The sequence below is a fragment of the Streptomyces sp. NPDC005955 genome, from assembly GCF_042871255.1.
Taxonomy (GTDB): Bacteria; Actinomycetota; Actinomycetes; order Streptomycetales; family Streptomycetaceae; genus Streptomyces.
Genome location: NZ_JBIAIF010000001.1, coordinates 226,451 through 247,181 on the forward strand (window position 1 = coordinate 226,451; position 20,731 = coordinate 247,181).

The window sequence follows — 20,731 nt, forward strand, 5'->3', positions numbered from 1 at the left end:
GGCGGTCCTGAAGGGCCGCGGCCCCTCGGGACGCCCCTCGGACCTGGACCGGAGAGCGGACGTCAGCGGGTGGCCTCCGGTGCCTGGGCGTGGGCGGGCGCGGGGTGCGGCGAAGGAGCCGGGGCGTCGGTCCGGGGGGACCGGTGGCCGTCGGAGACCGGATCGCCGAACGCTCGGGTTGCGCCCTCGCCCGCACGCACCAACGGTGCCAGGGGCGCCAGCGGACGCGGGTCCGTGAGCGGCCCCGTGACGGGGGGCACCGGGTGCAGCAGCCCGGAGGTCACCGAGGCTCCGGCGAGCAGGGGTGCCGCCAGCGCCTGCACGGCCTCCATCGGCCGCAGGTGCGACCGGGGCGCCCCGGGGAGCAGCGGTGCCGCCGCGGGGGCGGGGGCCACGGGGCCGGCGAGCGCCCCGCCGGTGCGCTGGCCCAGCATGGGCGTGGCGGAGCGACGGCGTGGGGCGTCCCCGGCCGGAACGGCGTTGCCCTGGGTGCGCAGGGGGGTGACGTTGTTGCTGCTGGGGCCGCGGGCGTCACCGCCGTCGACAGGGGCGGTGATCGTGGTGACCCCGCCGAGGGCGATCGCGGCGAGGGAGACGGCTCCGGCCGCGGCGAAGGCGAAGCGGCGGCGGCCGCGGGCGGCGGACCGCTCGGTGTCCGGCCGGCCCACAGGGTGGATGCGGAACCCCGAACCGGAGGCGCCCGGGGCACCGGCGCCGGAGGGCGCCGGATGGCCGAGGGGGTCGCCGGGGGAGGTGGGGGTGAGCGTCGGGGCGAAGGCGAAGGGGTCGCCGCCGGACTCGAAGACCGGCAGTCCGCTGCCGGGACCGCCGGGGCCGCTCGGGCCGCCGGGCAGGCCACCGCCGGGCAGGCCCTGGAGCCGGGCGAGGAAGCTCTCGGACAGGGGCGGGGGCGCCGCCTGGGCGAAGGCCGTCTTCAGGCGGCGCTGGGCATCCGCCTCGGCCTTGCACCGGGGGCAGGTCGCGAGGTGGGCGAGCACGCGATCGCGTGCGTCATGGCTCAACTCGCCGTCGACGAAGGAGGCGAGCCGGTCCCCGAGGTGCTGCTCGACAGGTGTCGGACGGGATCCACTCACGCGGGCGCGCCTCCTCCTCCCAGCGCGGGGGCACCGGCGACCACGGGCGCGCGACGTTCGGCGCGGGCGTGCGGCGACCGGTGGTGGAGGGCCTTGCGCAGCTGGGAGCGACCCCGGTGGATCCGGCTGCGGACCGTACCGAGCTTGACGCCCAGGGTGGCGGCGATCTCCTCGTACGACAGGCCCTCGATGTCACAGAGGACCACGGCGGCCCGGAACTCCGGCGCGAGGGTGTCCAGCGCCTGCTGGACGTCGGCGTCGAAGTGGGTGTCGTTGAACACCTGCTGGGGTGAGGGCTCGCGGCTGGGCAGGCGTTCCGCGGCGTCGTCCCCGAGGGAGTCGAAGCGGATGCGCTGCCGGCGCCGCACCATGTCCAGGAAGAGATTGGTGGTGATGCGGTGGAGCCAGCCCTCGAAGGTGCCGGGCGAGTACGTGGACAGGGAGCGGAAGACGCGGACGAAGACCTCCTGGGTGAGGTCCTCGGCGTCGTGCTGGTTGCCCGTGAGTCGGTAGGCGAGACGGTAGACCCGGCCGCTGTGGGTGCTGACGATCTCCTCCCAGGTGGGCGGAGTCCACGTCTGCGCGTCCGCGTCGGCGGTGAAGGTCGCTGTCGGAGCGGAGTGGGCAACGCGGTCAGCGGTGTTGGTCACGGATTTCGGCTCACCCACCGAGCGGAGAAGGCGCCGCAGCACTCCTCCCCTATCCGCGGGCGCAGCCGCACCTCCCCTGTCGGCTCTGGTGGTGTCCAGTGGAGCCCCTACCATAGCCACCCCGCCCGTTAGCTCCGGATAAGCAATTTTACGTGAATTTGGTACGTGGTTCTGGTCATGCGTCAGGACTTGCCGCCCGCTCCCGTCCATTCGCCGCCCCCGTTGTCCGTGATTCCCGTCGCACCTCGTTCCCCACCCTCCTATAACGCCCGGTCCCATCTGCGGGTTCCCGGCGCCAGCGGATACAGTCACGGCCAGACATCCCAGGGGGACAGGAGAGGGTCATTACCGGCAACCGGCAGACGGGCTTGGCGTTCGCTGACGCCTTTGTCGCCGAGGAGGAGGCGCTGCACTGGGCCCGGGACCGGGCCCGTGAGGCCGCGCTGCGCCCGGTGTCGCCCGCGACCGGCGCCGCACTGCGGATGCTCGCCGCGACGGCGGGCGCCAAGGCGGTCGCCGAGATCGGCACCGGCACCGGGGTTTCCGGAATACATCTTCTGCACGGCATGCGACCGGACGGGGTACTCACGACCGTCGATCCGGAGCCGGAGCGCCAGCAGTTCGCCAAGCAGGCGTTCCGACTCGCGGGTTTCGCCACGAATAGGGCGCGGTTCATTCCGGGGCGGGCGCTGGACGTGCTGCCGCGGCTCGCGGACAGCGGATACGACCTCGTTTTCTGTGACGGGGACCGCCTGGAGTGCGTCGACTATCTCGCTGAATCGTTGCGGCTCCTGAGGCCGGGCGGTCTGGTCTGTTTCGAGGGCGTCTTCGCGGACGGGCGGACCGTGGACTCGGGGCCGCAGCCGATGGAGGTGCTGAAACTGCGCGAGCTGGTGCGCGGGGTGCGGGAGAACGCCGAGCTGGTGCCCTCGCTGCTGCCCGTCGGCGACGGGTTGCTGTGCGCGGTGAAGCGGTAGCCACCGCCGGAGCCCGGTACCCGGCGGGCGCCCCTCGGCGCCCCGGGCGCCGGCGCTCGACCGGCCCGCCCGCCCGCGGGCGTGGTGCAGGGCACGCGCGGGACGTGCGCACTCCGCCCATGCAGCTGCCCCGACACCGCGTACGATGCCGGGGCAGCTGGGAGAACGCAGAAGGTCGGGGCCCGCCGTCAGCCGACGACCTTCTTGAGGGCATCGCCGAGCGCGTCGGCCTCATCCGGGGTCAGCTCTACGACGAGCCGACCGCCGCCTTCGAGCGGAACGCGCATGACGATGCCCCGCCCCTCCTTGGTCACCTCGAGCGGGCCGTCGCCCGTCCGCGGCTTCATGGCCGCCATGCTCGTTCCCCTTCCTGAAACCAGCTCATCGTCAGCCGACGACGCTCCCTTTCACAGGGCCAGCGTCCGGCGTCGAACACATTGCTTCCCGGTCATTATCCCGCATGCCGGGACCTGATGACCAACATCGGTCTGCATCGCTTGGGCAACGTGCTCCCGCAAAACCACTCAATTCGCCGACCTGGCCGTGGTACTCCGGGTTCCCGAGGGGTTGGGGGGACCCGGAATTGTTTGATGCAGGTCACATGCGGATGCGCGGCGGCCTCCGTCATGCTGGGCTCGGACCGCGTTCCCCGGCGGTCCCGAGGTGCCCGTGCGCACCGGGATACCCCCGCCCGGAGAGGACCCCGCCATGGCCGACACCGTGCTCTACGAGGTGAGCGACGCCCTCGCGACGATCACGCTGAACCGTCCGGGGGCGATGAACGCCCTGGACACCGTGACCAAGGAGGCGCTGCGGGACGCCGTCGAGGAGGCCGCGGCCGACGCCGCGGTGCGTGCGGTGCTGCTGACCGGGGCCGGCGAGCGGGCGTTCTGCGTGGGGCAGGACCTCAAGGAGCACGTCGCGACGCTCGCGGCGGACGCCGGCCCGGACGCCGGAGAGGTCATGGGCACCGTCCGCGACCACTACAACCCGATCGTGCGGGCCCTGACCGGGATGGCGAAGCCCGTGGTGGCCGGGGTGAACGGCGTCGCCGCGGGCGCCGGCTTCGGCTTCGCCCTGGCGGCGGACGTGCGGGTGGTCGCCGACACCGCCTCGTTCACCACGGCGTTCGCCGGGGTCGCGCTGTCCGCGGACTCCGGGATCTCCTGGACGCTGCCCCGGGTGGTGGGCCCCGGGCGCGCCGCCGACCTGCTGTTCCTCCCCCGGTCGATCGAGGCGGCCGAGGCGTACGAGCTGGGCATCGCCAGCCGGGTGGTGCCGGCCGGCGAGCTGGCCGCCGAGGCCCGGCGGGTGGCCCGGGAGCTGGCACAGGGGCCCACCCTCGCCTACGCGGCGCTCAAGGAGTCGCTGGCCTTCGCCCAGGCGCACGACCTCCCCGCGACCCTGGAGCAGGAGGACCGGCTCCAGCGGCGGGCCGGGGCGTCCCGGGACCACCGGATCGCCGTGGACGCCTTCGTCCACAAGACCCGACCGCGGTTCCTCGGCCGCTGACCGCCCGGCGGGCCGCGGGAAGCCCCCTCCCGTCAGCGGCCGGAGGCGGCGGGCGTCCGGGCCCAGCAGGCGTCCAGGTGGTCGTTGACCAGGCCGCACGCCTGCATGAGGGCGTAGGCGGTGGTGGGTCCGACGAAGCGCAGCCCACGGGACTTGAGGGACTTCGCCAGTGCGGTGGACCCCTCGGTGACGGCCGGGACGTCGGCGAGGGTCCTGGGCGCCGGGCGGGTGGCGGGATCGGGGGCGTGGGACCAGATCAGCGCGTCGAGTTCACCCGCGGGCCAGTCGGCCAGGACGCGGGCGTTGGCGAGCGTCGCCGTCACCTTGGCGCGGTTGCGGATGATCCCCGGGTCGTCCAGCAGCCGTTCGACGTCGTGGTCCGTGAAGGCGGCGACCGCGGCGATCTCGAAGCCGGCGAAGGCCCGGCGGAAGCCCTCGCGGCGGCGCAGGATCGTGATCCACGACAGGCCCGACTGGAACGCCTCCAGGGACAGCCGCTCGAACAGCGCGTCGTCGCCGTGGACCGGGCGGCCCCACTCCTCGTCGTGGTAGGCGCGGTAGTCGTCGGCGGACAGGCCCCAGGGGCAGCGCAGGCGTCCGTCCGGTCCGGGCACCGCGTCGGTCGGCGGGACGGGCACGGCGTTCGCGTCCACGGCCCCGTCCGCGCGGGTCATGCGTGGTCCTCGGGGGGCGCGTCGGGGCCGGGCTCCTCGGTACGGGCCGGCACCGGTCCGGCCGTCGCCCCGGGGGCACCGGGAGCGTCGGGAGCCCCGGGAGCGTCGAAGCGGTGGGCGCGGGCACCGGCGAGGGCGGACTCCAGCTCTTCGATGCGGGCGTCCCGCTCGGACAGTTCGGCGCCGAGACGGCCGAGCGCCTCGTCCACCTCCACCATCCGGTAGCCGCGCAGCGCCAGCGGGAAGCGCAGCGCCTCCACGTCGGAGCGGCCCACCGGGCGGTCCGGGGGGAGCGGCTCGCTGTACTGCTCGGGCGGCGCCGCGGGCAGCGGTCCGCTCTCGCCACCGCCCACCACGGCGAGCGTCACCGCGCCGACCACGACCACGAGCGCGAGCAGCAGGAACAAGAACATGACCATCTCGACGGTCCCCAGGTCCGGTGGCCGGCCCGGGCGGGGGCCGGCACGAAAAGTGTCAGGCCCGATCGTGCCATGCGGCGCCGACGGTTAAGGTCGCAGGCGACCGATCAGTACCGCCCGGTACCGCGGGACCGCACGTTCGTCGGAGGGACACAGGGGATGCTCAGGCTGGGCAGGCGCGAGTTCGGGGCGCACGAACCGGTGGTCATGGCGATCGTCAACCGCACCCCGGACTCCTTCTACGACGGGGGTACGACGTTCCGGGACGAACCCGCGCTCGCGCGGGTGGAGCAGGCGGTCGCCGAGGGGGCCGCCATCATCGACGTCGGCGGGGTGAAGGCGGGCCCCGGCGCCGAGGTCACCGCCGAGGAGGAGGCCCGGCGCACGGTCGGCTTCGTCGCCGAGGTGCGACGGCGGTTCCCCGAGGTGGTCATCAGTGTGGACACCTGGCGGCACGAGGTCGGCGAGGCCGTATGCGAGGTGGGCGCGGACCTGCTGAACGACGCGTGGGGCGGGGTCGATCCGCGGCTCGCGGAGGTCGCCGCCCGGTACGGCGCGGGTCTGGTGTGCACCCACGCGGGCGGCGCCGAGCCCCGCACCCGGCCGCACCGGGTGGAGTACGCGGACGTGATGGCCGACGTCCTCGACGTGACGGTGGGGCTCGCGGAGCGGGCAGTGGCCCTCGGGGTGCCCAGGGAGTCGGTGCTCATCGATCCGGGGCACGACTTCGGGAAGAACACCCGCCACTCGTTGGAGGCGACCCGGCGGCTCGATGAGATGGTCGCCACGGGGTGGCCGGTGCTGGTGTCCCTGTCCAACAAGGACTTCGTCGGGGAGACGCTGGACCGCCCGGTGAAGGAGCGGCTCGTCGGGACCCTGGCGACGACCGCGGTGTCCGCGTGGCTCGGGGCCCAGGTGTACCGGGTGCACGAGGTGGCCGAGACCCGGCAGGTGCTCGACATGGTGGCGTCGATCGCGGGTCACCGTCCGCCGGCGGTCGCCCGGCGCGGACTCGCCTGACGCCCGCGGGCCCGACGGACGCCCACGGGCCCGGTGGACGCACCGCGCGCACCGGACCCCGGCGCGCGGCTAGCGGGCCACCTCCTTGGTGACCAGTTGCACCGCCTCCTCGACGCTGTCGGTCACGTGGAAGAGCGTCAGGTCCTTGTCGGCGGCCTTGCCGCTGGCGATCACCGTGTCGCGGAGCCAGTCCACCAGCCCGTTCCAGTACGCGGAGCCGAACAGCACGATCGGGAAGCGGGTGACCTTGCGGGTCTGGACGAGGGTCAGCGCCTCGAAGAGTTCGTCCAGGGTGCCGAACCCACCGGGCAGGACGACGAAGCCCTGCGCGTACTTCACGAACATCGTCTTGCGGACGAAGAAGTAGCGGAAGTTCACCCCGATGTCGACGTGCGGGTTGAGGCCCTGCTCGAAGGGCAGCTCGATGCCGAGGCCGACGGAGATGCCGCGGGCCTCGCGCGCGCCCTTGTTCGCCGCCTCCATCGCGCCCGGGCCGCCCCCGGTGATCACCGCGAACCCGGCGTCCACCAGGGCCTTGCCGATCTCCACCCCGGACTCGTACTCGGGGGTCCCGGGTCGGGTGCGGGCCGAACCGAAGACGCTGATGGCGCTGGGGAGTTCAGCGAGCGCCCCGAAGCCTTCCACGAACTCCGACTGGATGCGCATGACCCGCCAGGGGTCGGTGTGCACCCATCCGGAGTCCTCCTCGGTGTCCAGCAGCCGCTGGTCGGTGGTGCCGGGTTGGATCTGCCCCCGCCGTCGCACCACCGGGCCGACGACCTGCTCCTCCGGCGGACCCTGTGCGTCCGGAACGCCCATAGAACTCCCCTTCCACTGACGGTGTTGCCCCTTCAGCCTAGATCCACGGGGATGACGAACGGCGTAATTCAGGATGTCCGGGGTGCTGACACCGCCCCACGCCCGGGTCAGGAGGTGAGCCAGTGGCGCAACCGCTCCTCCGCGCCGAGGATCTGCCCGGTGTGCACCCGCTCGTCCCGCTTGTGCGCAAGCTGCGGATTGCCCGGCCCGTAGTTCACGGCGGGCACGCCCAGCGCACTGAACCGGGACACGTCCGTCCAGCCGAACTTGGGCCGCGGGGTGCCGCCCACCGCCTCGATGAAGGCGCGGGCCGCCGGGTGGGACAGCCCGGGCATCGCGGCCCCGCTGTGGTCGTCGACCACGAACTCGTCCACCCCGCAGTCGGCGAAGACCTCCCGCACGTGGGCCAACGCCTCCTCCTCGCTGCGGTCGGGGGCGTACCGGAAGTTCACGGTGACCGTGCACACGTCCGGGATGACGTTCCCGGCGACCCCGCCCTCGATGCGCACGGCGTTGAGGCCCTCGCGGTACTCCAGCCCGTCGATGACCGGGTAGCGCGGTTGGTAGGCGGCGAGCCGGGCGAGGATCGGGGCGGCGGCGTGGATGGCGTTGGAGCCCAGCCACGAGCGCGCGGAGTGGGCGCGTTCCCCGTGGGTGCGCAGCAGCACCCGCAAGGTGCCCTGGCAGCCGCCCTCGACCTGCTGGTCGGAGGGCTCCAGGAGCACGGCGAAGTCGGCCTCCAGCCACTCGGGGTGCGCCTCGGCGACGTGCCGCAGGCCGTTCAGCTCGGCGGCGACCTCTTCGTTGTCGTAGAAGACGAAGGTGAGGTCGCGGTTGGGTTCGGGGACCGTCCGGGCGATCCGCAGCTGTACGGCGACGCCCGACTTCATGTCACAGGTGCCGCAGCCCCACAGCACGCCGTCCGCGTCGAGCCGGGAGGGCACGTTGTCCGCGATGGGCACGGTGTCGATGTGCCCGGCGAGCACCACCCGCTCGGCGCGCCCCAGTTCGGTGCGGGCGATCACGTTGTTCCCGTACCGGTGGACCGTCAGGTGTCCCAGCGCGCGCAGGGCCTGCTCCACGGCGTCCGCCAGCGGCTTCTCGGTACCGCTCTCGGAGGGGAAGTCGACGAGCTGCGCGGTGAGCAGCGCGGCGTCCTGGTCGAGGTCCAGGGCGGCGTGCTCCCCGGGGCCCGGGCCGGGGTGCGCGGCGGCGGTCGACGGTACGGGGGCGGCGGGCGTGGTGCGGTCCATGGCCCCGACCCTAACTCCCTCCTTTCCCCCACCTCCGCGTCCCCGTTCCCGGCGCCGGGGGCACCGGTCGGGAGGCGGATCCGGGGCGCCCCGTCCCCTGGGGCACCGGCACTCCCTCCAGTACCGTGGGCCGCGTGTCCGATACCGCTGCCGCCGCCGAGTCCGCCGCTGCCGCCGGGCGCCGTCGCCGCGTGCGGCGCCGCCCTGTGCACCGCGCGGGCAGACGCGGGATCGCCCTGGCCGTGCTGCTCGCCGTGTCCGGCTACGTCGTGGTGCACCAGCTGAACGGCGCCCGGGGCGGTGCGCTGTGCACCGTGGTGTCGGGCAACGGCGACGGCGCCGCGTACCGGTTCTCGTCCGAGCAGGCCGTCAACGCGGCGACCGTCGCGGCCGTCGGCACCGCGCGCGGGATGCCGGAGCGGGCGGTGACGATCGCCCTGGCCACCGCGCTCCAGGAATCGGGGCTGCGCAACATCGACCACGGCGACCGGGACTCGATCGGCCTGTTCCAGCAGCGGCCGTCCCAGGGCTGGGGCACCGCGGAGCAGATCGGCGACCCGGTGTACTCGTCGGCGGAGTTCTACGAGCACCTGGAGCAGGTCACCGGGTACTCACGGCTGCCGCTGACGGTCGCCGCGCAGCGGGTGCAGCGCAGTGGCTATCCGCAGGCGTACGCCAAGCACGAGCCGGACGCCACCTTGTTGGCGGCGGCCCTCACGGGTCGGTCGGAGGCCACGCTGACCTGCGAGGACGGCGGGGTACGGGCGGCGGGCTCGGCGGCGGGCGTACGGGCCGCGCTGGTGCGGGACTTCGGCCAGGAGGTGCTGACGCCGGCGGGCGCCGAGGTGTCCCGCACTCCGGACGGCGAGGACGGCGGTACCGCGCCCGCCGCACCGGCACCGGCACCCGCACCGGGTGGGCGCGAGGTGCTGCTGCCGGTGCCCCGGGGGCCGGGCGGTGAGCCGGGGGACCGGCAGCGCGGCTGGGAGCTGGCGCACTGGGCGGTCGCCAACTCGGCGGCGCTCGGCATCGAGGAAGTGACGTACGCGGGCCTGCGGTGGACCCCGGGCACCGCGCCGGGGCAGTGGCCGGTCACCCGGGGGCCCAGCGGCAGCGGGGTGGACACCGCCGCCGAACGGGTCCGAATCGTCACCGGACAGTAGCGGCCGGGGGTCACCCGGGCGGGGGATTCCCGCCCGGCCGTACCGGAGCCCGGGGCAGCGGGGCGGGCGCGGTGCGCGGACCGCCCGCGAACGGTCCGGATCCCTTGGGGGCCGCGGGCTCCGAGCCGATCGAGGCACATCGGCGCGGGTGACCTTTGCCCGTTTTTGCGTCCAACGGATTATGCGATGCGTTGCCCAGTCTTTACCTCGGGGTGCCGCAACCTCCGGGGGCGTCCGTTCGGTAGTCACGGCGTCCGAGGGGCCCGCCGGGTCCACCGGACTTCGCTGAACCTCGTCTGAAGGAGCATCATGTCCCTCCCCCTGACCCGTCGGATCGCCCGCGCCGTACTGCTCGTGGCGGCGGGAGCGGTGCCCGTGGTGGGTGCGGCCGGCTCCGCGAGCGCCGCCGTGGACCTCCCGATGAACGCGCCGGTGGGCGCGCTCACCGCCCTGGACGGCGCGAACGTCGGCAACACCGTGGACGGCGCGACGACCAATGCGACCGGGGTCGCCGGGAACACCGGGGCCAAGGTCGTCAAGAAGGCGGTGCCCCAGGCCGGCAAGACCGTGGGCAAGGGCGCCAAGAAGGCCGCCCCCGCCGCGCAGAAGGCGGCCGGGAGCGTCAGCGGTGCGGGTGGCGTGCTCGGTGGGGTGACCGGGGCCGCCGGCAAGGGCGGGCTGCCCGGCGGCCTGCCCCTCGGCTGACGTTCACGGCGCGGGGCCCGGGAAGCGCATGCGGCTTCCCGGGCCCCTTCCCGTGTCCGGTTCCGTGGTGCCGCGCGGGCCCCGGGCGCGGCGGGTCAGGCCAGTCGGGCGACGGCCGCCGCGACCCGCTCGTCGGTCGCCGTCAGGGCGATCCGCACGTGCTGGGCGCCGGCCTCCCCGTAGAAGTCGCCGGGGGCCGCCAGGATGCCCAGGGAGGCCAGGTGGGCGACCGTGTCCCAGCAGGGTTCGCCGCGGGTGGCCCACAGGTACAGGCTCGCCTCGCTGTGGTCGATGCGGAAGCCGTGCGCTTCCAGGGCGGTCCTCAGCGCGGTCCGCCGGGCACGGTAGCGGGCGCGCTGCTCGGTGACGTGCGCGTCGTCCGAGAGGGCCGCGACGGCCGCGGCCTGGGTGGGCGCCGAGGTCATCATGCCGCCGTGCTTGCGGAGCTGGAGCAGCGGGCCGAGCACGGCCTCGTCACCGGCGATGAACGCGGCCCGGTAGCCGGCCAGGTTGGAGCGCTTCGACAGGGAGTGGACGGCGACCAGGCCCTGATGGGAGTCGCCGCACACGTCGGGGTGGAGCACCGAGACCGGCTCGGACTCCCAGCCGAGTTCGATGTAGCACTCGTCGGAGAACACCAGCACCCCATATGCACGGGCCCAGGCGACGATGTCGGCCAACTCGCCGCGGGACAGCACCCGGCCCGTCGGGTTGGACGGGGAGTTCAGCCAGAGCAGCTTGAGGTCGGTGGGGTCGAGGTCACGCGGATCGTCGTAGGTGACGGCTTCGGCGCGGGCCAGCCGGGCGCCGACCTCGTAGGTGGGGTACGCGAGCCGCGGGTGGGCGATCCGGTCGCCGGGGCCCAGGCCGAGCTGGGTGGGCAGCCAGGCGACGAGTTCCTTGGAGCCGACGACCGGCAGGACGCCCCGGTGGGTCATGCCCCGTGCGCCGAGCCGCCGCTCGCACCAGTGGGTGAGCGCGTCCCGCAGCTGCGGGGTGCCCCAGACGGTCGGGTAGCCCGGTGAGTCGGCCGCCGCGACCAGTGCCTTCTGGATCAGCTCCGGGACGGGGTCCACGGGGGTGCCGACGGAGAGGTCGACGATGCCGTCCGGATGGGCCGCCGCCGTGGCCTTGTAGGGCTCCAGCTTGTCCCACGGGAAGGTGGGGAGGCGGTCGGCGGGCGCTTCGGTCGCGGACACGGGATCAGTTCGCTTTCTGCGGTGCGGGCGGTGCGGTGCGAGCGGCCCGGGCCCCGGGCGGTACGTCCGCGGGTCACGAGCGGGTGTCACGGAACCCACGGGCCCGTGGACGCCTCAGCCCCGTACGGCGACGACCGTACGGGGCCGGGTGGCGCACGAGCCGGGGCCGCCTACTGGTTCTGCGGCGGGAGCGCGGCGACGAAGGGGTGGTCGCGCTCGATCAGGCCGAGCTTGCTGGCACCGCCGGGGGAACCCAACTCGTCGAAGAACTCGACGTTCGCCTTGTAGTAGTCCTTCCACTCCTCCGGGGTGTCGTCCTCGTAGAAGATCGCCTCGACCGGGCAGACCGGCTCACAGGCACCGCAGTCAACGCATTCGTCCGGGTGGATGTACAAGGACCGCGAGCCCTCGTAGATGCAGTCGACCGGGCATTCCTCGATGCACGCCTTGTCCTTGACGTCGACACAAGGCTGCGCGATGACGTATGTCACGCTGTCGTTCCTCCTCGATAGGGCGCTGGCGGGCCTGAAGTAGGCTCCGCCGCCTGGCGCGCGGGAGCGCGGCGTCGTCGATGCCCGCACCTAGTATCTCCGTTCTGGGGCATGATCCGAACAGGAGGGGTGGACAGAACCGTGGAATTCGGCGCGCGAGGTTTGCTTGAGATCCGAATTACCCCGGCTGACGTGGGCAAACGCGTCTCCGTTCGGCGGGTCCACCGCTCGCCCGGGGACAGCGCGGCGTTCACCGACACGGTCGGGCTTCTCACATCCTGGGACGAGGGCGTCCTGGTGGTGACCAGGCGCACCGGCGAGGCGGTGCGGATCGACGCCGCGACGTTGGTCGCGGGCAAGGTCGTGCCGGCCGCGCCGGCCCGCCGTCGGGGCCCGGCGGCGGACTACCCGGAGCTGGCCCGGGTCACCGCCCGCGCCTGGCAGCCGGTGGAGCACGAACGGCTGGGCGACTGGGAGCTGCGGGCCGCCGCGGGGTTCACCCGGCGGGCCAACTCGGTGCTGCCGCTGGGCGATCCGGGCGTGCCGCTGGACGAGGCCCTGGCCCTGGTGCGGACGTGGTACGAGGAGCGGGAGTTGCCCGCGTACCTCCAGACGGCCACCGGGGCGCGGGGGACCCAGGAGGAGCTGTGCGCGGAGCTGGAGGCACGGGGCTGGACGCGGGAGGTGTCCGCCGAGGTGCGGATCGCCCCGTTGACCCCGTTGGCCACCCCGGAGCGGGTGTCTGAGCCCCCCGCGGTCGTCCGGGTGGAGCGGGACTTCGACGCCGACTGGCTGCGCCGCTACCAGCGGTCCCGGGAGCCCGGGCCCGAGGTGCGCCGGGTCCTCGCGGCCGGGGCCCCCGGGACCACGGTGTGGTTCGCCTCGGTCGACGGGGAGCCGGGCGCGCCGCCGCTGGCGATCGGCCGGTGCGTGGTGGACGGCCGGTGGGCGGGGTTCATGGCCGTCGAGGTGGCGCCCGAGGCCCGGCGCGGGGGGCTCGGTACGGCGGTGATGGCCGCACTGGCCGGGCAGGCGCTCGCTCAGGGCGCGTCGGCCGCCTGGCTCCAGGTCGAGGCGGACAACGACCCCGCCCTCGCGATGTACGGGCGGGCGGGCTTCACCACCCATCACGCCTACCACCACTACCGGGCGCCCGGGCGCGGCTGAGACGGGGCGGACGGGCACGTGCGGGACACCTGGTGGCGACGGAGGTTCGCCGAAGAGGCGCGGGCGGAGCGCCCCGACCTGGCGGTGCTGTGCCTGTTGGTGGGCGCCGCGGCCGATCCGGCGTTCGCGGCGGGCGGGGAGGCCGGGCTCGACGCGGCGCAGACGGAGCTGGACCGGTTGGCCGGCGAGCTCCCGTACCGGCCCGGGGGTCCCCGTCAGTGGGCCGGTGCGGTCGCGGAACTGCTCGGGGAGCGGTACGGGTTCCGGGGCACTCCCCCGGACTACCGGAAGTTGGAGTCGTCCCTGTTGCACGCGGTGCTGGAGCGGCGCCGGGGGCTGCCGATCCTGTTGTCGGTGGTGTGGTTGGAGGTGGCCCGGCGGGCCGGTGCGCCGGTCTACGGGGTCGCGCTGCCGGGGCACTTCGTGGTGGGGTTCGGCCCGCCGGGCGAGCAGGTGCTCGCTGATCCGTTCGACGGTGGGCGGGTGCTGTCGGAGGGTGACGCGGACGCCCTGGCGGTCCGGGCCACCGGGGCGCCGCTCGATCCGGCCGTGCTGGGGCCCGCCGATCCGTTGGAGATCGTGGTGCGCGTCCTGAACAACGTCCGGGCGTGGGCGACGGCCCGCCCGGAGCGCTCCGACGTGGCGCTGTGGGCCGTGGAGTTGGCCTTGGCCCTGCCCTCGCACCCGGCGCGGCTGCGGTACGAGCGGGGCCAGCTGCTGGTGCAGCGGGGCGACTTCCTCGGCGGGGCCGCGGAGTTCGACGCGTACGCCGAGGTGGTGGGGGCGGTGGACGAACGGGCGGCCGAAGAGGTGCGGGCGCGGGCCCGGGCCGCGCGCTCCCGGCTCAACTGACCGCCGTCGGGGCCGTCAGGGTGCTGTCCCCTGCGGGTGCGTGGTCCGGTGCGGTGCGCTGTGGTTTTGCGCAGTTCCCCGCGCCCCTGACGGGACCCCTGCGTGGGGAGCGCCCCGACAGGGGCGCGGGGAACTGCGCGGGCAACCCCCACGCACCCGCACGGGACAACGCACCCCCGGGAGGCACCACCCACACCCCGCAGGGAACAGCGCACCCGCAGGTGGACGTACCGAAGGGGGCGCGGGGAACTGCGCGGGCAACCCCCACGCACCCGCACGGGACAGCGCACGCCCGGGAGGCACCACCCGCACCCCGCAGGGCACCGTGGACGTCAGGGTGCCGTCACGGCCCCGGAGGGCCGTGCAGGCGTCAGGACGCGTCCAGGGGGATGGCCACGGTGCGTTCGGCCTGGGTCTTGCCCTTGAGGGCCTGCTTGAGGGCCGAGGCGACGTCCTGCGGGGTCACCGCGGTCTTCTCGCCGGTGCCCCGGGTGACCAGGACCCCGTCGAAGGTGCTGCCGTACAGGCTCTGGAGCGCCGCCAGGTCGTAGGTGTCCACGAGCTTGCCGTTCACCGCCTTCACCCCGATGATCTGCGGCAACGACTTGTCCGGGCCGAAGGGGATCGAGGCGTTCGGGCCGGCGGTGATGGTGACGAGACCGGACATCGCGGGCTCGGCGAACTCCTTCATCATCCGGTCCACCTCGGCCTTGCTGATCGACGGCTCGCGGTCGGTGGCGGCGAGCTTGACGGGCGCGGACTTGCCCGTCTCGACCTGGACCCGGAACGCCTCCTCGATGGCCAGGAGAGAGCCCTTCACGTCGACGCCCTTGCCGGGCTTGCCGTAGGAGGCGACGGCCTTGCCGCCCTCGAAGCGGATCCCGCCGTCGCCCGCGCCGCTGCCGCCGCCGACCGCCCGTTCCAACTGGACCTGGAGCTTCTCGGTGTCGACCGGCATCGACGGGGAGACGACGCGCTCCTCGCCGAACAGGGAGGTGACCACGGAGACCGGGTGGTAGTCGCTGCCCGCGGCGGACGCCACGGTGGCATCGGTGTCGAAGGTCAGACCGGCCTGGTCGGGCCGCAGCGGCACCGTCTTGCCGTCGACGGAGAGCTGGAGCGGCTGGGTGATCCGCTTGCCGAGCGCGGCGTCCAGCTTCTTCACGGCCTCGTCGCGGGTGCCGCCGCCGATGTCGACGCCCAGCACGGTGGTGCCCTTGGGGACGTCCGAGTGGTTGAGCAGCAGTCCGGCGCCGTAGGTTCCCGAGCCGGCCAGCACGACGAGCACCGCGAGCAGGACGAGCTTGCTGCGGCCCTTCTTCTTGGCCGGCTTGCTCGACGCGGCCGACCCCGACGGCCCGGCCGGTGCGGTCGGCCCGGCCGGCTTGTCGGCGGCGGGCGGCGGGACCACCGGAGCGGGTGCGGGCGGCTGCGCGACGGGCCCGGCACCGGGGACCTCGCCCCCCGGGACGGGGTGGTTCACCGCGGGCTGCACCACGGGGATGCCGCTGGTGAGGGTGTGTCCCGAGACGTTGTCGCCGGGTCCGGCGGGCACGGCGCCGATGGGCCCCCCGGGTGCCAGGGGGCCGCCCGGGGGCGCCGGGGCGTGCTGCTGCGGCGTGAGGACGGCGGTGTCGTCGCTCATCCGCGGCGCCCCGACCCGCGGCATCTCACCGGTCGCCTCGGGCCCCTGGGGGACGCCGGGGGTGAAGTACGGGAGGTCGCCGTGGGTGTCCTGCGGGCCGCCGACGGGTAGCCCCCCGAGGGTGCCGCCGCCGGGAACCTGACCGTGGCCGTGGCCGTGGTCCGCCGGGGCCGGGGCGGCCGGCGAACCGGGGTGCATCGGGGTGCCGTTGGCGGGCGTGCCCGACGGGCCGCCGCGCGCGGGGCCCGACTTGCGGGGCGCGAACCACGCGCTCGGCTTCTCCGGATCGCCGTCGGCCCCCTGGCCGGGCGGCCGGGGAGCCTGCGCGGCTGGGCCGGCCGGGGCCGCGGCCTGGCCGGGCACCGCCGGCGGGTGGGTGGCCCCGGTGTCGGCGTCCCGGCCGGGCCCCGCATCGGACTCGGCGACCGGGGTGCGCATGACGACCGGTGGGATCGGGCGCGACCCGGGGATGTTGATGCGGACCCGGGTGGTCAGGGTCGTCTCCGTCTTGCGGTCCTCTGCGGAGGCGTCGGCACTCTGGCGCTCGTCCGGCCCGACACCCGGGGCGGCACCCGCGGGGGTGCCGTACGCCGGTGTCCCCGACGGGTATGCGGCTCCTCCGCGCCCGTGCGGCCCGGAGGACGAACTGTCAGTTTCACGACTCAAGGCAGGTTCTCCCGGTTGGCTCCACCGCCCGACTCGACCTCGCTAGGGGGTTTCCCCCGTCGCAGGCTGGGGTAGTTCGGCGGCGCGCACCACCATACTGGCCGCCGCCGGCAAGCGGACTGCGGCCGTGGGGAGAACCCTGCCGAACCAGCCCCGCCGTGCTCCGGCGAAGTGGTACGTCACTTGCCAAGTCGGGCGGGATCCGCGCCCGGTTGCACCACCCGGCCGAGGGTGGCACACATCACAGCGACGGCGATCCCGCCGAGCAGGTACGCGTACGAGCCGAAGCCCGTCGCGAACAGGAAGTCCCCCTCCGGGCGGCTGGAGGTGAGCAGGATGACGGCGACCAGCCAGCCCGCGGCGGGCGCCACCGCTCCGGCCCGGGTCCGGGTGGCGAACGCGCCGCCGAGGAACAGTCCGCCCGTCCCGGCGAGGGAGAGCAGCAACCCGCCGGGGAACCAGCCCCCTTGGAGCAGCGAGCCGGCCACGCCGATCACCAGGCCGAGGACGAACAGCAGGCCGTAGGCGGCGATCCGGCCCGCGGGCGGCGGCCCCTGGAGCAGGAAGCCGCCGGGTCCGGGGTCGGGTGCGGGGGCGCTCATCGGGCCGCCGCCCCTTCGTCGGCGGAGGACGCCGGGACGGAGCGGGGCGCGCCGATCGTGTCACCGGCGCCGGGTGCGGAGGCGCCGGGTGCGGAGGCGCCGGGTGCGGAGGCGTCCGCCACTCCGGCGAACAGGTCGGTCTCCGGGGTGCCGACCGCGGTGCCGCGGGCGAGTTCGTAGTACTCGACGGCGAACAGCGGCTGGGCCAGTTGGTTGGAGAGGGCGAACCAGGGTCCGGCGACCTCGACCTGGGTGACGTGGGCGCGCATCGCGGCAGCCTTCTCCTCGGCGTGCGCACTGCCGTCGACGACGGTGGTGACCCGGTCGTCGGCGACCACGCCGGGCACGTCGCCGACGGAGGCGGCGCGCGGGAACGGCAGGTCCGGCAGGGCCTCGTCGAGCCGGGCGAAGCCGTCCTCGACCACGGACCTGGGGACCCGGTTCCAGTAGATCTTGTCGATGGTGTGCGGCTCGCCGAGGTCGCGGCGGTACGCGCGCTCCGCCGCGAGGTCGGCCGCGCGGACGGCGACGCGGTGGGCCTTGATGTGGTCGGGGTGGCCGTAGCCGCCGTTCGGGTCGTAGGTGACCAGGACCTGGGGGCGGACCTCGCGGATGACGTCCACCAGGTGGGCGGCGGCCTCGTCCAGGTCGGCGCTCCAGAAGGAGCCTTCGCGACGGTTCTGTGGGAGGCCCGTCATGCCCGAGTCGCGGTACCGGCCGGGGCCGCCGAGGAACCGGTGATCGTGAACGCCCAACGCCTTCATGGCGGTCGCCAGCTCCCGCACGCGATGGGCGCCCAGGGCGTCCTCGCGGTCAGCGGTGAGCCGGGCCAGGTCGGGCGGGATGACCTCGCCCTCCTCGCCGAGGGTGCAGGTGACCAGGGTCACGCGGGCGCCTTCGGCCGCGTACTTGGCCATGGTCGCCCCGTTGGTGATCGACTCGTCGTCGGGGTGCGCGTGCACGAGCAGCAGGCGCCGGGCGGGCAGTTCCATCATGTGGACAGCCTACGAGGACGGGGCGCCCGTCGGCGGAAGAACCGAAGGGTTAGGGGATCTTGTCGCGATCCTTATGCGGGTCGCGACGGTGACGGGCCGCCCTGCCCGTCCCGCCCCACGGCGGCGGCGCGCGGGTCGCGCACCACCGCGTACTCCCCGGCGCGCGTGCCTCCAGGCCCGCGCGCACGGCACCGGGCGCCCCTCGGGGGGCGCATCACCACGGGTCGGGGTCAGAAGTCGATGTCGCCGATCATGCCCGCGACGTTCGAGGTGACCTCGGTGATCGTCGGGGCGATCGAAGAACTGGCGAGATAGAAGCCGAGCAGCATGCACACGACGGCGTGACCGCCCTTCAGTCCCGATTTCTTGATCAGGATGAAGACGATGATCGCCAGCAGCACCACCGCCGAAATCGAGAGTGCCACGGCGGTTCACCTCCCAAATGACCGTCACGGTTCGAACGTCTGACAGCGGGTTGATACCCACCTTGCGTCACGGATCATAACTATCCGCGTGATCGCATGGATCGCACAAGGTCGGCTCACGGCAGCACAGGGGGGCGCATGCGTCCTACGCTCGGAGGATGACTTCCGAGCCCCTGTCCTTCCCCCGTCAGTATGCCCGCACTCAGCGCTTCTCCCTTGGTGCACCAAGGACGTTCACCGTGGCTCCAGACGGGGAACGCGTCATTTTTCTGCGGTCGCGAAACGGTACTGATCGGGCGAATGCACTCTGGGTGCTCGACCTTCCGGAAGGCACCGAACGAGTGGTCGCCGACCCGGCCACCGTGCTCTCGGGGGCCCGGGAGCACCTGTCCGAGGCGGAACGGGCCCGCCGCGAACGCAGCCGGGAGTCCAGCGCGGGCATCGTGGACTACGCGACGGACGCCGCCGTGGAGTTGGCGGCTTTCACCCTCTCCGGACGACTGTTCGTGGGGGAACTCCGGGCCGGCACGGTACGCGAACTCCCCGTGCCCGGCCCCGTACTGGACCCGCGCCCCTCGCCGGACGGCCGGTACGTGGCCTACGTGTCGGCCGGCGCGCTGCGAGTGACACGTGCCGACGGCGCGGACCCGGGCGACGGAACGGCGAACGGGAGCACCTTGGTGGGGCCCGAGACGGACACCGTGACGTACGGGCTCGCGGAGTTCATCGCCGCCGAGGAGATGGGGCGCTCACGGGGCTTCTGGTGGGCGCCCGCATCGGACCGGCTGCTGGTGGCGCGGGCCGACGACGCACCGGTGCACCGGTGGTGGATCTCCGACCCGGCGCATCCCGAAGGGGCCCCGCAGCGGGTCCCCTACCCCCGCGCCGGGACGCCCAACGCCGAGGTGGGGCTGTGGGTCGTGGGCCTGGACGGGTCCCGGGTGGAGGTGGTGTGGGACCGGGAGCGCCACCCGTACCTGGCCCGGGTGCACTGGTCGGCCGCCGGAGCCCCCCTGCTGCTGGTCCAGACGCGCGACCAGCAGTCGCAGGCGTACCTGGCACTCGATCCGGACAACGGCAGCACGCGGATGGTGCACGCGGAGGACGGCGAACCTTGGCTGGAACTCTTCCCCGGAGCGCCCTGCTGGTCACCGGACGGACAGTTGGTGCGCCTCGTCGACGAGGGCGGCGCCCGGGTGCTCGCGGTGGGCGACAGGCCGCTCACCGGTCCGCAGTTGCATGTGCGAGCGATCCTGGACGTCTCGGACGACGACGTCCTGGTCGCGGCTTCGGCCGGGGCCGAGGCCGCCGCCCCGGAGACCGGCGAGGTGCACGTCTACCGCGTCAACGAGTGGGGCAACGAGCGGATCTCGCAGGAGGTCGGGGTGCACCGGGCGGTGCGGTCGGGGCCGGTGACCGTGCTGGTGTCGGCGGTACCGGACGCGCCGGGCGCCCGGGTGCGGGTGTTGCGGGACGGTGCTCCCGTGGCCGAGGTGGCGTCGTACGCGGAACGTCCGGTTCTCGCCCCGCGCGTGACGCTCACGGAGGGGGGCACGCGGCGCGTGCCGTGCGCCGTCCTGCTCCCGACCGATCCTTCTCCCCACCAGGGTCTACTGCCGGTCCTCCTCGATCCGTACGGCGGACCACACGGTCAAAGGGTCCAGGCGGCGCACAACGCGTACCTGACCTCGCAGTGGTTCGCCGACCAGGGGTTCGCGGTGGTCGTCGCGGACGGCCGCGGCACGCCCGGCCGCTCCCCCGCGTGGGAGAAGGCGGTCCACCAGGACCTGACGGTGACGCTCGACGACCAGATCGACGCACTGCACGGGCTCGCCGAGCGGTTCCCGCTGGACCTGTCCCGGGTGGCAATCCGGGGGTGGTCGTTCGGCGGGTACCTGGCCGCGCTCGCGGTGCTGCGGCGGCCCGACGTGTTCCACGCGGCGGTGGCGGGGGCGCCCGTCACGGACTGGCGGCTGTACGACACGCACTACACCGAACGCTACCTCGGTGATCCCGCGAAGAGCCCGGAAGCGTACGGGGCCAACTCCCTCGTCACCGACGACGGGCTGTCCGGTGCCGCGGAGCCGCACCGGCCGTTGATGCTCGTGCACGGATTCGCGGACGACAACGTGGTGGTGGGGCACACCCTGCGGCTGTCCTCGGCGCTGCTCGCCGCGGGGCGTCCGCACGAGGTGTTGCCGCTGACCGGGGTGACGCACCTGGCGGCGCAGGAGGAGGTGGCCGAGAACCTGCTGCTGCTTCAGGTCGACTTCCTGCGGCGGGCCCTCGGGCTGGGTGGGCGCTGACCCGTCGGGTGGCCGGCCGGGGCTACGCGGTGTGCCTCCGGCCGGCCTACGGCACCCGCACGGCCGTACGTCCACGAGCGTGCCGCGCACGTATATC

The 20,731-nt window shown here is 74.1% G+C and carries 21 protein-coding genes; 8 read left to right on the forward strand and 13 right to left on the reverse strand.

Features of this window, described 5'->3' with window-relative positions:
- Window positions 1–62: 62 nt before the first annotated feature.
- Complete coding sequence (locus ACFYOU_RS00930; RefSeq protein WP_391302462.1) at window positions 63–1,094, reverse strand: zf-HC2 domain-containing protein; 1,032 nt, start codon at window positions 1,092–1,094, stop codon at window positions 63–65.
- On the reverse strand, window positions 1,091–1,858 hold the full coding sequence (gene sigE, locus ACFYOU_RS00935) for an RNA polymerase sigma factor SigE (RefSeq protein ID WP_385494609.1): 768 nt from the start codon (window positions 1,856–1,858) through the stop codon (window positions 1,091–1,093). Before sigE ends, ACFYOU_RS00930 begins: the two co-directional genes overlap by 4 nt.
- Before the next feature lie 206 nt (window positions 1,859–2,064).
- Here sigE and ACFYOU_RS00940 point away from each other — a divergent pair, with 206 nt between their 5' ends.
- Entirely contained in the window at window positions 2,065–2,721 is a 657-nt protein-coding gene (locus tag ACFYOU_RS00940) for an O-methyltransferase (protein ID WP_385494645.1), read from the forward strand.
- A 188-nt stretch (window positions 2,722–2,909) separates the two neighbouring features.
- On the opposite strand, the gene ACFYOU_RS00945 is transcribed toward ACFYOU_RS00940, so the two are convergent.
- Window positions 2,910–3,077, reverse strand: coding sequence for a DUF3117 domain-containing protein (locus ACFYOU_RS00945; RefSeq protein ID WP_003966491.1), 168 nt, complete (start codon window positions 3,075–3,077; stop codon window positions 2,910–2,912).
- Window positions 3,078–3,429: 352 nt separating this feature from the next.
- Here ACFYOU_RS00945 and ACFYOU_RS00950 point away from each other — a divergent pair, with 352 nt between their 5' ends.
- Window positions 3,430–4,233, forward strand: a complete 804-nt coding sequence (locus ACFYOU_RS00950) for an enoyl-CoA hydratase-related protein (protein ID WP_391302464.1) — start codon at window positions 3,430–3,432, stop codon at window positions 4,231–4,233.
- Between the two features lie 32 nt (window positions 4,234–4,265).
- Here the strand turns inward: ACFYOU_RS00950 and ACFYOU_RS00955 are convergent, their stop codons facing one another.
- Complete coding sequence (locus ACFYOU_RS00955) at window positions 4,266–4,907, reverse strand: DNA-3-methyladenine glycosylase I (RefSeq protein ID WP_391302466.1); 642 nt, start codon at window positions 4,905–4,907, stop codon at window positions 4,266–4,268.
- Window positions 4,904–5,326, reverse strand: a complete 423-nt coding sequence (locus ACFYOU_RS00960) for a DivIVA domain-containing protein (protein WP_391302468.1) — start codon at window positions 5,324–5,326, stop codon at window positions 4,904–4,906. Before ACFYOU_RS00960 ends, ACFYOU_RS00955 begins: the two co-directional genes overlap by 4 nt.
- Before the next feature lie 159 nt (window positions 5,327–5,485).
- Between ACFYOU_RS00960 and folP the strand changes: the two genes are divergently transcribed.
- Complete coding sequence (gene folP, locus ACFYOU_RS00965; RefSeq protein ID WP_391302470.1) at window positions 5,486–6,346, forward strand: dihydropteroate synthase; 861 nt, start codon at window positions 5,486–5,488, stop codon at window positions 6,344–6,346.
- A gap of 69 nt (window positions 6,347–6,415) precedes the next feature.
- On the opposite strand, the gene ACFYOU_RS00970 is transcribed toward folP, so the two are convergent.
- Window positions 6,416–7,165, reverse strand: a complete 750-nt coding sequence (locus tag ACFYOU_RS00970) for a TIGR00730 family Rossman fold protein (RefSeq protein WP_387010645.1) — start codon at window positions 7,163–7,165, stop codon at window positions 6,416–6,418.
- 107 nt (window positions 7,166–7,272) lie between these two features.
- Entirely contained in the window at window positions 7,273–8,418 is a 1,146-nt protein-coding gene (gene dapE, locus ACFYOU_RS00975) for a succinyl-diaminopimelate desuccinylase (protein ID WP_391302472.1), read from the reverse strand.
- Between the two features lie 191 nt (window positions 8,419–8,609).
- Between dapE and ACFYOU_RS00980 the strand changes: the two genes are divergently transcribed.
- Window positions 8,610–9,581 (forward strand): heavy metal transporter, encoded by a 972-nt coding sequence (locus ACFYOU_RS00980; protein WP_391303755.1) that lies wholly within the window; start codon window positions 8,610–8,612, stop codon window positions 9,579–9,581.
- Window positions 9,582–9,890: 309 nt separating this feature from the next.
- Entirely contained in the window at window positions 9,891–10,286 is a 396-nt protein-coding gene (locus tag ACFYOU_RS00985; RefSeq protein WP_389765137.1) for an ATP-binding protein, read from the forward strand.
- Between the two features lie 95 nt (window positions 10,287–10,381).
- Here the strand turns inward: ACFYOU_RS00985 and ACFYOU_RS00990 are convergent, their stop codons facing one another.
- Both ACFYOU_RS00990 and fdxA read right to left on the reverse strand, forming a co-directional pair.
- Entirely contained in the window at window positions 10,382–11,485 is a 1,104-nt protein-coding gene (locus ACFYOU_RS00990) for a bifunctional succinyldiaminopimelate transaminase/glutamate-prephenate aminotransferase (protein ID WP_391302474.1), read from the reverse strand.
- A gap of 170 nt (window positions 11,486–11,655) precedes the next feature.
- The gene (gene fdxA / locus ACFYOU_RS00995) at window positions 11,656–11,976 is read right to left on the reverse strand and encodes a ferredoxin (RefSeq protein WP_019058397.1); all 321 of its coding nucleotides are present in this window, start codon (window positions 11,974–11,976) and stop codon (window positions 11,656–11,658) included.
- 141 nt (window positions 11,977–12,117) lie between these two features.
- On the opposite strand from fdxA, the gene ACFYOU_RS01000 reads away from it, so the two are divergent.
- Both ACFYOU_RS01000 and ACFYOU_RS01005 read left to right on the forward strand, forming a co-directional pair.
- Entirely contained in the window at window positions 12,118–13,143 is a 1,026-nt protein-coding gene (locus ACFYOU_RS01000; RefSeq protein WP_391303756.1) for a GNAT family N-acetyltransferase, read from the forward strand.
- A gap of 18 nt (window positions 13,144–13,161) precedes the next feature.
- Entirely contained in the window at window positions 13,162–13,995 is an 834-nt protein-coding gene (locus ACFYOU_RS01005; RefSeq protein ID WP_391302476.1) for a tetratricopeptide repeat protein, read from the forward strand.
- A gap of 370 nt (window positions 13,996–14,365) precedes the next feature.
- Here the strand turns inward: ACFYOU_RS01005 and ACFYOU_RS01010 are convergent, their stop codons facing one another.
- The 4 genes from ACFYOU_RS01010 to ACFYOU_RS01025 all read right to left on the reverse strand — a co-directional run bounded on the left by ACFYOU_RS01010 (window position 14,366) and on the right by ACFYOU_RS01025 (window position 18,328).
- Entirely contained in the window at window positions 14,366–16,306 is a 1,941-nt protein-coding gene (locus ACFYOU_RS01010; protein WP_391302478.1) for a hypothetical protein, read from the reverse strand.
- A gap of 179 nt (window positions 16,307–16,485) precedes the next feature.
- Entirely contained in the window at window positions 16,486–16,908 is a 423-nt protein-coding gene (locus ACFYOU_RS01015; protein WP_391302480.1) for a DUF6113 family protein, read from the reverse strand.
- Complete coding sequence (gene mshB / locus ACFYOU_RS01020) at window positions 16,905–17,903, reverse strand: N-acetyl-1-D-myo-inositol-2-amino-2-deoxy-alpha-D-glucopyranoside deacetylase (RefSeq protein ID WP_391302482.1); 999 nt, start codon at window positions 17,901–17,903, stop codon at window positions 16,905–16,907. The genes ACFYOU_RS01015 and mshB overlap by 4 nt, the downstream gene beginning before the upstream one ends.
- 230 nt (window positions 17,904–18,133) lie before the next feature.
- Window positions 18,134–18,328, reverse strand: coding sequence for a hypothetical protein (locus ACFYOU_RS01025; protein WP_385494622.1), 195 nt, complete (start codon window positions 18,326–18,328; stop codon window positions 18,134–18,136).
- A gap of 158 nt (window positions 18,329–18,486) precedes the next feature.
- Between ACFYOU_RS01025 and ACFYOU_RS01030 the strand changes: the two genes are divergently transcribed.
- The gene (locus tag ACFYOU_RS01030) at window positions 18,487–20,634 is read left to right on the forward strand and encodes a prolyl oligopeptidase family serine peptidase (protein WP_391302484.1); all 2,148 of its coding nucleotides are present in this window, start codon (window positions 18,487–18,489) and stop codon (window positions 20,632–20,634) included.
- The last annotated feature ends 97 nt before the right edge of the window (window positions 20,635–20,731 follow it).